Genomic DNA, 11,638 nt, shown 5'->3' on the forward strand with positions numbered 1-11,638 from the left:
TTTCATGGCGGTATGACGATCACCAACTGGGCGGCCTTCGAGAAGGCAGAGCCGGAGTTCGCGAAGGCGGTTCAGGACCGCTTCGCGCAGTACCCGCACCACGTCCTGGCCACCCTCCGCAAGGACGGGTCCCCCCGGGTGGCCGGGCTGAACGTCGACATCCGGGGCGGTGAGCTGTGGCTCGGCATGATGCCCGGCTCGATGAAGGCCAGGGACCTCCAGCGCGACCCGCGGTTCGCCCTGCACACCAACCCGGGCGAGGGCGAGACGATGCCGGACGGGGACGTACGGGTCTCCGGGCGGGCGGTGGAGGTCGTCGACCCGCCCGAACTGCACCGGTACGCGGAGGAGACGGCGTCGCAGTCCCCGCACCCCTTCCACCTCTTCCACGCCGACCTGACGGAGGTCGTGCACATCGGCGTGGACGGCGAGGAGCTGGTGGTGCGGGCATGGACCCCGGCGGGCGGCTCGCGCACCATCCGCCGGGGCAACGACGACGAGCCGGCCCGCGAGGACCCGCGGGACCCGGCCGGCGGACCGGCCGGGGGTCCGGCTAGCTGAGCGGCAGGAGCGGCGGGAGGATCCCTCCGGTCCCGAGGACGAGGACGGAGGGATCGACGTCCACCCAGTTCCGGTCGATGTTGATGGTCACCCCGCCGTACGAGGCGTCGTGGTCGCCGCGGAACTGGTGGGCCCGGCGCGGTCCGGCCCACTGCGCGGTGCCCTTCGGCAGGCCCATGTCGGCGTCGGAGACCGAGGCCGTGCCGTTCCACCGGGCGACCCACAGCACGTCCGGCATGGCCTCGCGGGCCTGCTGGTGGTGGGCGCTCAGGGCCTTGACCCCGGAGCTCGCCGAGACGTAGGCGGCGGAACGGTAGCGCAGCTCGTGCAGCCGGACCGTCCACGCGGTCAGGTAGGCGACGACCGGGGCGTCCCAGGTCGCGCGGTCCGAGTAGTTCTCCAGGTCGTTGTAGAGGATGGTGCCCTCGGGCAGGCCGAGCGACCGGGCCGCGGCGACCGCGCCGTCGGCGGCGGACCGGCCCTGCCCGTCCGCCTCGGAGGCGTCGGTGGACAGCCCGGTGCTGGCGCTGTGCCAGGGCTGCGGGCCGACCCAGATCGGCATCAGGTGCCAGCCCGCCTGCGCCTGCTTGCGCACCCAGGCGGCCGTGAGCTGCGGCTGGGCACAGGCGCGGGCGCGGCCCCCGATGTAGACGCCGATCGCGCGGAAGGGGGACTCGGCCCGCCACGTGTCCATGGAGCGCTGGGTCGGGGCGGTGCAGGCGTCGAAGCCCTGGCCGGTGAAACGCTCCTGGGCGGTACGCAGTGCCGGGGCCGCGACGGCGGCCGTCGCGCGGGGCGGCCCGGCCGGGGCAGCGACGGCCTCGTCGGCCACGGTACGGGCCCGGGCCAGGACCTCCCGTACGGTTCCGGGCGCGATCCCGTACGACACGGTGGCCATGATCCCGGAGCGGCGCAGCGCGTAGCGCAGCTCGTTGCTGTCGGAGCGGGGCGGGACCTCGGGCAGGGTCTTCACGGACTCCGCGGCGACGGTCGGCACGTCGGCGCGCGGCGGGGCGCCGTCGAGGGGTTCGAGGTGCAGGGTGTCGGCCCGGCGGACGGCAGCCCGGCCGGTGCACTCGGCCTGGGTCCCGGCGTGGCCGAGGTACAGGGTGGGCAGGTCGAGGCGCAGGCAGGCGCCGGGGTGCCGGTCGAGGTCGACGACCCGCCAGTCGGCGGGGACGGAGAGCCGCAGCCCGCGGTAGTCGACGGTCCGCCCGTCGCCGGGGACGGTCGCGGTGGTGGCGGTGGCGGTGAGCGGGAGGGGGAACAGCAGGGCGGCGCCGAGGAGGCCGCTCAGCAGCGTTCGGGTGGGAGCCATGATGCCGATAGGTACCAGACGGCGACCCCCCTGAACTGCACCAAGCCACCCCACGATTACCCACTGGCCCGTACGGCCTACGGCAAGCCCCGCCGACGGCCCGTGATGCGTCAGGACTTTCGGCGGGTCGGCTCACGGCCCGGCAAGTGACCTGGCACGCGCCCCGGCCCCGCCGGCACCGACCGTCACGGCAGCCGGGCCACCGAGCCCCGCACCACGCGGCCGACGCTGCGACGCAGTCCTCACAACGCCGTCGCATAACGTGGTTGCGGACAGCGGGAGTCGGAACGTGCGGGAGGCAGCGTGAGCGGTGGCGGATGGACCGGTACGTCGACGCCGTACCTCGCTGCGCGCCCTCCGGGGGCCGGGGACGCGTGGACCGAGGAGGCCGCGAGCGCGGGGCGCCGGGGCACCCAGCGCATCGTGCACGCCGGTAAGGCGGCCGCCCCGTCCGGTGTAGCGGCGATGCTCGGCCTGACCGGCGGCGGAGCCGTCGTGGTGCGCCGCCGGGTCATCGAACTCGACGGCGAACCCACCGAACTGACGGACACCTTCTACCCCGGGGACATCGCCGCGGGCACCGCGCTGGCCGGGACCGCGAAGATCCGCGGTGGCGCCGTCACACTGCTGGCGTCCCTGGGGCACGTCGGCGTACGGATCGTGGAGGACGTGACGGCCCGGATGCCGAGCCCCGAAGAGAGCGGGCAACTCCGTCTCGACGCGGGCGAACCGGTCCTCCAGCTCGCCCGTACCACCTACGACGCGCACGACCGCGCCATCCAGGCCGACGTGATGGTCATGCCCGCCGGACGCCGGCAGTTGCGGTACGAGATCGGCATCGGATGACCATGCCCAGTCATGAAGCCGAGGGAGCCGACCAGGGGCCGCTCCGCCGGAGCCCGCGTGGCGACGCAGGAGCAGTACGCCGTCCTTCGGCTGCCCGGTGACCTGGCCGTCCTGCGGACGCTCCGCACGGTGTACGGCGACGACGACCGCCCGGTCGAGGTGACCGTGATGGTGAAGGCCGGTCACCTCCACGAGCTGCCATACGAGTTCACGCCCGATTCCTGGCCTGCCGCCTGACCCGGCCCCGGGCACCACAGCGCCCGCCATCCCTGGTCGGGGACATGGCGGGCGCTGTGTCGGGGTTTCCGTACACCTTTGTACGGACCGTATGAGGGGTCCTCCCGTTCGGGAGGGGCCCGGCGGCCCGGGGGCCGCCGGGGTCAGACGGTGATGGAGCGGTCCGTCGGCTTGACCGGGTACGGCAGGGCGCTGGCGCCGGTCAGGAACCGGTCCACGCCGCGGGCGGCCGAGCGGCCCTCCGCGATGGCCCACACGATGAGCGACTGGCCGCGGCCGGCGTCACCGGCGACGAAGACGCCGTCGACGTTGGTCGTGTAGGCCGCGTCGCGTTCGATGTTGCCGCGGGCGTCCAGCGCCAGGCCGAACTGCTGGACCAGGCCGTTCTCCTGGTCGGTGCCGGTGAAGCCCATGGCCAGGGTGACGAGCTGCGCCGGGAGGACGCGCTCGGTGCCGGGCTTCGAGGTGAGCTTGCCGTCGACGAACTCCACCTCGGTCAGGTGCAGCGACTGGACGTTGCCGTCCTCGTCGCCCTCGAAGTGGGTGGTGGAGACGGAGTAGACCCGCTCGCCGCCCTCCTCGTGGGCCGAGGTGACCTTGTACAGCATGGGGAACGTCGGCCACGGCTGGTGGGTCGGCCGGTCCTCGGACGGGCGCGGCATGATCTCCAGCTGGGTGACCGAGGCCGCGCCCTGGCGGTGGGCGGTGCCCACGCAGTCCGCGCCGGTGTCGCCGCCGCCGATGACGACGACGTGCTTGCCCTCGGCCGTGATGGGGGGCGCCATGAAGTCGCCCTCCTGCACCTTGTTCGCGAGCGGCAGGTACTCCATCGCGAAGTGGATGCCGCTGAGCTCGCGGCCCGGGACCGGGAGGTCGCGGGAGACGGTGGCGCCCGCCGCGATGACCACCGCGTCGAACCGCTTGCGCAGGTCGGTGGCGGTGATGTCGCGGCCGACCTCGATGCCGGTACGGAACTTGGTGCCCTCCGCGCGCATCTGCTCGATGCGGCGGTTGATGTGCACCTTCTCCATCTTGAACTCGGGGATGCCGTAGCGCAGCAGCCCGCCCACGCGGTCGGCGCGCTCGTACACCACGACCGTGTGCCCGGCCCGGGTCAGCTGCTGGGCCGCGGCGAGGCCGGCCGGGCCGGAGCCGATGACGGCGGCGGTCTTGCCCGACAGCCGCTCGGGCGGCTGCGGGGTGACGTTGCCGTTGTCCCAGGCCCGGTCGATGATCGAGACTTCGACGTTCTTGATGGTGACGGCCGGCTGGTTGATGCCGAGCACGCACGCCGACTCGCAGGGGGCCGGGCACAGCCGCCCGGTGAACTCCGGGAAGTTGTTCGTCGCGTGCAGGCGCTCGGAGGCCGCCGTCCAGTCCTCGCGGTACGCGAAGTCGTTCCACTCCGGGATCAGGTTCCCGAGGGGACAGCCGTTGTGGCAGAACGGGATGCCGCAGTCCATGCAGCGGCCGGCCTGCTTGCTGATGATCGGGAGCAGGGAGCCCGGAACGTAGACCTCGTTCCAGTCCCCCAGCCGGTCGGCCACGGGACGGGTGCAGGCGGTCTCGCGCGCTGTGGTGAGGAAGCCCTTCGGGTCAGCCATGGGTCGCCGCCTCCATCATCTTCTCAGTGGTCTCGGACTCCGAGAGTCCGGCCAGCTCAGCGGCGTCCTTGGCGGCGAGCACTGCCTTGTACGTGGTCGGGATGATCTTGCTGAAGCGTTCCGCCGCGGCGGACCAGTCGGCGAGGAGCTTCGCGGCGACGGTCGAGCCGGTCTCCTCCTCGTGGCGGCGCACCACACCGTGCAGCCACTGCTTGTCCGTGTCGGACAGGTCGGTCTCGACGGCGCCCGCGTTGCCGACGTTGACGTTGTCCGGATCGAGGTCGATGACGTACGCGACGCCGCCCGACATGCCGGCCGCGAAGTTGCGGCCCGTCTCGCCGAGGACGACGGCCTGGCCGCCGGTCATGTACTCGCAGCCGTGGTCGCCCACGCCCTCCGAGACGACGAGCGCACCGGAGTTGCGGACGCAGAAGCGCTCGCCGGTGCGGCCGCGCAGGAACATCTCGCCGCCGGTCGCGCCGTAGCCGATGGTGTTGCCGGCGATGGTCGAGTACTCGGCGAGGTGGTCGGCGCCGCGGTCCGGGCGGACCACGATCCGGCCGCCGGAGAGGCCCTTGCCGACGTAGTCGTTGGCGTCGCCCTCCAGACGCAGCGTGACGCCGCGGGGGACGAAGGCGCCGAAGGACTGGCCGGCCGAGCCGGTGAAGGTCAGGTCGATGGTGTCGTCGGGCAGGCCCGCGCCGCCGAACCTCTTCGTGACCTCGTGGCCGAGCATGGTGCCGACGGTCCGGTTGATGTTGCGGATCGCGACCCGGGCGCGCACCGGCTGGGCCTGCTCGGCCGCGTCGGCGTTCAGCGCGTCGGCGGCGAGCTTGATCAGCTCGTTGTCGAGGGCCTTCTCCAGACCGTGGTCCTGCTCGATGAGGGCGTGGCGGACCGCGCCCTCGGGCAGCTCGGGCACGTAGAAGAGGGGCTCCAGGTCGAGGCCCTGGGCCTTCCAGTGCGTGACGGCCTTGGTGGTGTCGAGCAGTTCGGCGTGGCCGACGGCCTCTTCGATGGTGCGGAAGCCCAGCTCGGCGAGGATCTCGCGGACCTCCTCGGCGATGAACTCGAAGAAGTTGATCACGAATTCGGGCTTGCCGGAGAACCGCTCGCGCAGGACCGGGTTCTGGGTGGCGATGCCGACCGGGCAGGTGTCCAGGTGGCAGACGCGCATCATGACGCAGCCGGAGACGACGAGCGGCGCGGTCGCGAAACCGAACTCCTCGGCGCCGAGCAGCGCGGCGATGACCACGTCGCGGCCGGTCTTGAGCTGGCCGTCCGTCTGGACCACGATGCGGTCGCGCAGCCCGTTGAGCAGCAGCGTCTGCTGGGTCTCGGCGAGGCCGAGCTCCCAGGGACCGCCCGCGTGCTTCAGCGAGGTGAGCGGGGAGGCGCCCGTACCGCCGTCGTGGCCGGAGATGAGGACGACGTCCGCGTGGGCCTTGGAGACGCCCGCCGCGACCGTGCCCACGCCGACCTCGGAGACCAGCTTCACGTGGATGCGGGCCGCCGGGTTGGCGTTCTTCAGGTCGTGGATCAGCTGGGCGAGGTCCTCGATGGAGTAGATGTCGTGGTGCGGCGGCGGGGAGATCAGGCCCACGCCCGGGGTGGAGTGCCGGGTCTTGGCGACCCACGGGTAGACCTTGTGGCCGGGCAGCTGGCCGCCCTCGCCGGGCTTGGCGCCCTGCGCCATCTTGATCTGGATGTCGTCCGCGTTGACCAGGTACTCGCTCGTCACGCCGAAGCGGCCGGAGGCGACCTGCTTGATGGAGGAGCGGCGGGCCGGGTCGTACAGGCGGTCCGCGTCCTCGCCGCCCTCACCGGTGTTGGACTTGCCGCCCAGCTGGTTCATGGCGATGGCGAGGGTCTCGTGGGCCTCCCGCGAGATGGAGCCGTACGACATGGCGCCGGTGGAGAAGCGCTTGACGATGTCGGTGACCGACTCGACCTCGTCGAGGGAGACCGGCGGGCGGGCCGCGGCTCCCTCGGTCTTGAAGCCGAAGAGCCCGCGGAGCGTCATGAGGCGCTCGGACTGCTCGTTCACCCGGTCCGTGTACTGCTTGAAGATGTCGTACCGGCGATTGCGGGTGGCGTGCTGGAGGCGGAAGACCGTCTCCGGGTCGAACAGGTGCGGCTCGCCCTCGCGGCGCCACTGGTACTCGCCGCCGATCTCCAGCGCGCGGTGCGTGGCGGCGATGCCGGAGGCCGGGTACGCCTTGGCGTGGCGCGCGGCCACCTCCTTGGCGATGACGTCCAGGCCGGCGCCGCCGATCTTGGTGGCGGTGCCGCTGAAGTACGCCCCGACGAACTCCTCGTTCAGGCCGACGGCCTCGAAGACCTGGGCGCCGCGGTAGGAGGCGACGGTGGAGATGCCCATCTTGGACATGACCTTCAGGACGCCCTTGCCGAGCGCGTAGATCAGGTTCTTGATGGCCTGCTCCGGCTCCAGGCCGGACAGGAAGGTGCCGGCGCGCAGCAGGTCCTCGACGGACTCCATGGCGAGGTACGGGTTGACCGCGGCCGCGCCGTAGCCGATGAGCAGCGCGACGTGGTGGACCTCGCGGACGTCGCCGGCCTCGACCAGCAGGCCCACCTGGGTGCGCTGCTTGGTGGCGATGAGGTGGTGGTGCACGGCGGAGGTGAGCAGCAGCGACGGGATCGGCGCGTGCTCGGCGTCCGAGTGCCGGTCGGACAGGACGATCAGGTGCGCGCCGTTCGCGATGGCCGCGTCGACCTCGCCCCGGATCTCGTCCAGGCGGGCGGCCAGCGCCTCGCCGCCGCCGGAGACCCGGTAGAGGCCGGAGAGCGTGGCGGCCTTCATGCCCGGCATGTCGCCGTCGGCGTTGACGTGGATGAGCTTGGCCAGCTCGTCGTTGTCGATCACCGGGAAGGGCAGGGTCACGCTGCGGCAGGACGCGGCGTTCGGCTCCAGCAGGTTGCCCTGCGGGCCGAGCGAGGACAGCAGCGAGGTGACGAGCTCCTCGCGGATGGCGTCCAGCGGCGGGTTGGTGACCTGCGCGAACAGCTGCGTGAAGTAGTCGAAGAGCAGCCGGGGCCGCTCGGACAGGGCCGCGATCGGGGAGTCCGTACCCATGGAGCCCAGCGGCTCGCCGGCGGTCCGGGCCATCGGCGCGAGGATGACGCGCAGCTCTTCCTCGGTGTAGCCGAAGGTCTGCTGGCGGCGGGTGACCGAGGCGTGGGTGTGCACGATGTGCTCGCGCTCGGGGAGGTCCGTCAGCTCGATCTCGCCGGTCTCCAGCCATTCGGCGTACGGAGCGGCGCCGGCCAGCTCGGCCTTGATCTCGGAGTCCTCGATGATCCGCTTCTGGGCGGTGTCGACGAGGAACATCTTCCCGGGCTGGAGGCGGCCCTTGCGGACGACCTTGGCCGGGTCGATGTCGAGCACGCCGACCTCGGAGCCGAGGACGACGAGGCCGTCGTCGGTGACCCAGTAGCGGCCGGGGCGCAGGCCGTTGCGGTCGAGGACCGCGCCGACCTGGGTGCCGTCGGTGAAGGTGACGCAGGCCGGGCCGTCCCAGGGCTCCATCTGCGTGGAGTGGTACTTGTAGAACGCGCGCAGCGCCGGGTCCATGGAGGTGTGGTTCTCCCACGCCTCCGGGATCATCATCAGGACGCTGTGCGGCAGGGAGCGCCCGCCGAGGTGGAGCAGTTCCAGGACCTCGTCGAAGGAGGCCGAGTCGGAGGCGTCCGGGGTACAGATCGGGAAGATGCGCTCCAGGGCGCCCTCGCCGAACACTCCGGAGGCCAGCTGGGACTCGCGGGCCTTCATCCAGTTGCGGTTGCCCTTGACCGTGTTGATCTCGCCGTTGTGCGCGACGAAGCGGTACGGGTGGGCGAGCGGCCAGGACGGGAAGGTGTTCGTCGAGAACCGGGAGTGGACCAGGGCGAGTGTCGACGCGAAGCGGCGGTCGGAGAGGTCCGGGAAGAACGGCTCCAGCTGGCCGGTGGTCAGCATGCCCTTGTAGACGATGGTGCGCGCGGAGAGCGACGGGAAGTACACCCCGGCCTCGCGCTCGGCACGCTTGCGCAGCACGAACGCCTTGCGGTCCAGCTCGATGCCGGTGCTGCCTCCCCCAGAGCCTTCGGCCTGGGAGGTGCCCCCGGTGACGAACAGCTGGGAGAAGGCCGGCATGGTGGCGCGGGCGCCGTTGCCGAGCAGGTCGGGGGTGACGGGCACCTCGCGCCAGCCGAGGACCGTGAGGTCCTCCTCGGCGGCGATGGCCTCGATCCGCGCGACGGCCTGTGCGGAGCCGTCGGCGGGCAGGAAGGCGATGCCGACGGCGTACGCGCCGGCCTCGGGGAGCTCGAACCCGGCCACCTCGCGCAGGAACGCGTCCGGCACCTGGGAGAGGATTCCGGCGCCGTCGCCCGAGTCGGGCTCGGAGCCCGTCGCGCCGCGGTGCTCGAGGTTCCGCAATACGGTCAGCGCCTGCTCGACCAGCGTGTGGCTGGCCTCGCCGCTGAGGTTGGCCACGAAGCCGACGCCACAGGCGTCGTGCTCGTTGCGCGGGTCGTACATGCCCTGCTGGGCGGGGCGACCGTCCATGGGCGACCAGGCGGTGGTGCTGAGGCCGGTCGCGGAGTGCGTGGATGCGGAACGCATCGGCTCTCCCGTCGTCGTCGTGGCATATGTGCATAGCCGAGGGACGACGTTGGCCCTCTGCGAAATTTCGTGCAGATTACATGATGACGACAATCCCGAGAAGCGGATATGCCATTCCAGCATGCGGACAGTGCACGAGGCAGAAAAGAAGGGACCTTCGCGGGCGAATCAGCTTGCGATCACGGGCCGAAGGTCCCGGCGCGAGGAGCATCGTTGCCCCTGGGCGCCTCCCGGCGAAACCGGGGGGACGCCATGGTGTGATGCCCGGCGGACACCGAATCGAAACCGCCGAGTAACGAACTACTTATGTCGCGTACTGCATAGTGTCTCACTCTCTGCGCGGTCAGCCTACGGCTCCACCGATCCAGGTTCCCAGGATGTACGTCACACCCGCGGCCGCGCCACCCAGGACGAGCTGGCGCAGTCCGCTGTACCACCAGGACCTGGCCGTGACCCGTGAGACGACCGCTCCGCAGGCGAACAGCCCCACCAGGGCGAGCAGCACCGCCGGCCACAGGGACGCGGCCCCGAGCAGGTACGGGAGCAGGGGCAGCAGCGCACCCAGGGCGAAGGAGACGAACGAGGACACCGCCGCGACCATCGGCGACGGCAGGTCCTCGGGGTCGATCCCGAGCTCCTCGCGCGCGTGGATCTCCAGCGCCTGCTCGGGATCGCGGGAGAGCTGCATCGCGACCTCGCGGGCGAGGGAGGGGTCGACGCCGCGCGAGGCGTAGAGCTCCGCCAGCTCCTCCATCTCGTCGACGGGGTGCTTGCGCAGCTGCTGGCGCTCCACGTCGAGCTCCGCGAGGACCAGCTCGCGCTGCGAGGCCACCGAGGTGTACTCGCCGGCCGCCATCGAGAACGCGCCGGCCGCGAGGCCCGCCAGCCCGGTGATCACCACGATGTGCGGGGCGACGGCGCCTCCGGCGACGCCCGTCATCAGGGCGAGGTTGGACACCAGCCCGTCCATCGCACCGAAGACCGCCGGGCGCAGCCACCCGCCGTTGACGTCGCGGTGGGTGTGGTTGTCGCGGTGGGCGGTGTGCAGCGGTGCTTCGATGTCGATGATGGACATGGTGGTGCCTTTCTCCCCTTTTGTACGAATGGGTACACGAAGCCGCCACGCAGCCGACGCGCGGACACCCACTCCCCCTGAACACCTCGAACCTACGCACGATTTTTGCCGCCCGCCAGCAAGGAAGGCCGTACTTACCTGCGGTTTTACGGCTCGGCGACCGGGTGACGAGAGCCCGCGCGGGGCGTTTCGCGGCGAGCGACAAACCACATGTCATGGAACAAATCCCCCAAGGGCTCATCATGAGTCCCATCAAGTGGAGAGGCGCGCCATGGAGCTGATTGCATGCAATCCGCAGGTCCTCCTCGAACGGGCCAGGGGTGCTCTTCTGGGACTCGCGGTGGGTGACGCGCTGGGCGCCCCCGCGGAGAACATGAAGCCGTCGGAGATCCGGGCCAAGTGGGGCCGCATCGAGGGCTTCGTGTCGGACGACCCGGCGGGCACGGACGACACCGAGTACGCGATCTTCTCCGGGCTCCTGCTGGCCCGGCACGGCACGGCGCTCACCGTCTCCCACGTGGAGCGGGCCTGGCACCACTGGATCGCGGACCTCGACGAGGGCCCCTTCCGCGGCGCGGGCTTCTCGGAGCGCGGCACGCTGGAGAACCTCCGCCGGGGCCTCGCGGCCCCCATCTCCGCACAGCACCGGCACGCCTGGTCGGACGGGCTGGCGATGCGCGCGGCCCCGTTCGGGGTGTTCGCGGCCGGCCGACCGGCCGAGGCGGCGCGGCTCGTCGCGATCGACGGCTGCGTGAGCCACGACGGCGAGGGCATCTACGGCGGCCAGGCCGTCGCGGCGGGCGTCGCGGCGGCCATGGCCGGCGGGTCCCCGGCCTCGGTGGTCTCGGCGGCACTCTCGGTCATCCCCTCCGACTCCTGGACGGCCCGCTCCCTGCGGCGCGCGGTGACCGCCGCCCCGCGCGGCGAACGGGCGGTGCGCTCGGCGGTCGTCATCGGCGGCTACCCGTGGACGGACCTGGCCCCGGAAGCCGTGGGCCTGGCCTTCGGCGCGTTCGCCGCGTGCGGGGGCGACTTCGCCTCCTCGGTCCTGACCGCCGTGAACATGGGGCGCGACGCGGACACCACGGCGGCGGTGGCGGGCGCGCTGGCCGGTGCGATGTCGGGCGCCGCGGCGATCCCCGCCGCCTGGGCGTCGGCCATCGGCCCGGTGCGCGGCAGCTGCCTCCCCTCGATGCGGGGCTACCACGTCCTGGACATCGCGGACCTCCTCACCCCCGAATACGAGACCCCCCGATGACCCCGCCCCCGTACACCCCGGACCCCCCGACGGCCCGGCCGGCTCCCGCGAGCCCGGCACCCGTGGCCCCGGCCCCCGCTCCCGCGCGCACGGCGGCCCCGGACCCGGCTCC

The 11,638-nt window shown here is 72.0% G+C and carries 7 protein-coding genes and 1 pseudogene; 4 read left to right on the forward strand and 4 right to left on the reverse strand.

Annotated features, from left to right (window positions below; all coding sequences use genetic code 11):
• The first annotated feature begins 12 nt into the window (after positions 1–12).
• Positions 13–561: a pyridoxamine 5'-phosphate oxidase family protein gene (locus tag ABT106_RS16975; RefSeq protein WP_351277685.1), complete on the forward strand. Its 549-nt coding sequence runs from the start codon at positions 13–15 to the stop codon at positions 559–561.
• Here the strand turns inward: ABT106_RS16975 and ABT106_RS16980 are convergent.
• Positions 554–1,879: a DUF1906 domain-containing protein gene (locus tag ABT106_RS16980; protein WP_351277687.1), complete on the reverse strand. Its 1,326-nt coding sequence runs from the start codon at positions 1,877–1,879 to the stop codon at positions 554–556. The genes ABT106_RS16975 and ABT106_RS16980 overlap by 8 nt on opposite strands.
• 303 nt (positions 1,880–2,182) lie before the next feature.
• Here ABT106_RS16980 and ABT106_RS16985 point away from each other — a divergent pair, with 303 nt between their 5' ends.
• The gene (locus tag ABT106_RS16985) at positions 2,183–2,725 is read left to right on the forward strand and encodes a GntR family transcriptional regulator (RefSeq protein ID WP_351277690.1); all 543 of its coding nucleotides are present in this window, start codon (positions 2,183–2,185) and stop codon (positions 2,723–2,725) included.
• A 51-nt stretch (positions 2,726–2,776) separates the two neighbouring features.
• Positions 2,777–2,962, forward strand: a pseudogene (locus ABT106_RS16990) (GntR family transcriptional regulator); the annotation flags it as partial.
• A gap of 143 nt (positions 2,963–3,105) precedes the next feature.
• Here ABT106_RS16990 and ABT106_RS16995 read toward each other — a convergent pair.
• The 3 genes from ABT106_RS16995 to ABT106_RS17005 form a co-directional block, all read right to left on the reverse strand.
• A complete protein-coding gene (locus ABT106_RS16995) occupies positions 3,106–4,566 on the reverse strand; it encodes a glutamate synthase subunit beta (RefSeq protein ID WP_351277692.1) in 1,461 nt (486 codons plus the stop codon).
• Positions 4,559–9,136: a glutamate synthase large subunit gene (gene gltB / locus ABT106_RS17000; RefSeq protein ID WP_502979402.1), complete on the reverse strand. Its 4,578-nt coding sequence runs from the start codon at positions 9,134–9,136 to the stop codon at positions 4,559–4,561. The genes ABT106_RS16995 and gltB overlap by 8 nt, the downstream gene beginning before the upstream one ends.
• 400 nt (positions 9,137–9,536) lie before the next feature.
• Positions 9,537–10,268 carry a VIT1/CCC1 transporter family protein gene (locus ABT106_RS17005; protein ID WP_351277697.1) on the reverse strand — a complete coding sequence of 244 codons (732 nt, stop codon included), beginning with the start codon at positions 10,266–10,268 and terminating at the stop codon, positions 9,537–9,539.
• A gap of 271 nt (positions 10,269–10,539) precedes the next feature.
• Between ABT106_RS17005 and ABT106_RS17010 the strand changes: the two genes are divergently transcribed.
• A complete protein-coding gene (locus ABT106_RS17010) occupies positions 10,540–11,526 on the forward strand; it encodes an ADP-ribosylglycohydrolase family protein (RefSeq protein WP_351277699.1) in 987 nt (328 codons plus the stop codon).
• Positions 11,527–11,638: the final 112 nt, after the last annotated feature.

This window comes from Streptomyces sp. NPDC002044 (assembly GCF_040296725.1).
Taxonomy (GTDB): Bacteria; Actinomycetota; Actinomycetes; order Streptomycetales; family Streptomycetaceae; genus Streptomyces; species Streptomyces antarcticus.

What these genes read in the sequence shown, in the direction of transcription:
- ABT106_RS16975 (WP_351277685.1), top strand. Translation starts at nt 13, where the DNA reads ATGACGATCACCAACTGGGCGGCCTTCGAGAAGGCAGAGCCGGAGTTC.
- ABT106_RS16980 (WP_351277687.1), bottom strand. Translation starts at nt 1,879, where the DNA reads ATGGCTCCCACCCGAACGCTGCTGAGCGGCCTCCTCGGCGCCGCCCTG.
- ABT106_RS16995 (WP_351277692.1), bottom strand. Translation starts at nt 4,566, where the DNA reads ATGGCTGACCCGAAGGGCTTCCTCACCACAGCGCGCGAGACCGCCTGC.
- gltB (WP_502979402.1), bottom strand. Translation starts at nt 9,136, where the DNA reads ATGGACGGTCGCCCCGCCCAGCAGGGCATGTACGACCCGCGCAACGAG.
- ABT106_RS17005 (WP_351277697.1), bottom strand. Translation starts at nt 10,268, where the DNA reads ATGTCCATCATCGACATCGAAGCACCGCTGCACACCGCCCACCGCGAC.
- ABT106_RS17010 (WP_351277699.1), top strand. Translation starts at nt 10,540, where the DNA reads ATGGAGCTGATTGCATGCAATCCGCAGGTCCTCCTCGAACGGGCCAGG.